The sequence below is a fragment of the Dokdonia ponticola genome (assembly GCF_042653865.1).
GTDB lineage: Bacteria > Bacteroidota > Bacteroidia > Flavobacteriales > Flavobacteriaceae > Dokdonia > Dokdonia ponticola.
On record NZ_JBHSFV010000048.1, the window covers coordinates 1 to 977 of the forward strand.

The window sequence follows — 977 nt, forward strand, 5'->3', positions numbered from 1 at the left end:
GATGTTCTGTACCTCTACGGTATATACTCCTCCCGGATTAAAGGAACTCTCTAAAACAACGGCTTCAAACACGGGAGCACTCACTGCTACATAACTTGCCTCCGCTACATAATCACAGCTAGTAATCCCATCCATCCCATTGTCATAGGTGGCCGTTACCGTTACTTGATACTCTCCTTGCTGATCAACTGTCACAGTAGGATCTAACGAAACAAGCGTGCCATCACGAGTCCACGTATAAGTATAACTCACTCCTGGAATTGCATCTTCCACCGTACCATCTAGTATAAACGGATCTAATGCCTCGCCTGTAATCTCATCTACACAAATCTCCCCTCCTTCATTACTTAAATCGGTATAAGGCAATGGTTCTACAAAAATCATAAATTCGATCACATCGGTTGACTCACACATACTCGAGGTGTTAATCGCTCGGGCATAAATGGTCTGAGGATCACTTGTATTGACAAAGGCTGTTGGGTCTACAATAGGATTCTCCATGTTTTGTGCATCCACTAAGGACGTGTAGTACACCACCGAAGTGGTAGGCTCTCCCCCTGTAATCACATCATTTTGCTGTGTTAAATCAAAGGTTGCTACCTCCTGTAGGGGAATTCCATTAATCCCCGGATCATCGGCACATTGGGTAATATCCTCTGCCGGGTTTGCTAGCGGACGACTCTCTACCGTAAAAATCACACTTCCAATAGAAACACACTGCGATGCGCTTTCTATTCTGAAGAAAATCTCATCACCATCGGTTACTACAAGCAACACTGACTGATCTATTGGGAAGGCTTCATTTTCTGCCTCTGTCGCTGTATTGTGATAGGTGATGGTAAAATCAGCCGTGTTTTGTGGCGCTACTAAGAATCCAGCATCATCCGCTAGGGTTGCTAAATTCACCTCTCCTGTGGTATCATCTCCATCAAACTCCTCACAGAAGGTATAATCAAACGGAGTATCTTGTGCTACAA

1 pseudogene is annotated in these 977 nt (G+C 44.4%); it reads right to left on the reverse strand.

Going from position 1 to position 977, the window contains the following annotated elements:
- A pseudogene (locus tag ACFO3O_RS22555) lies at nt 1–977 on the reverse strand (T9SS type B sorting domain-containing protein); the annotation flags it as partial.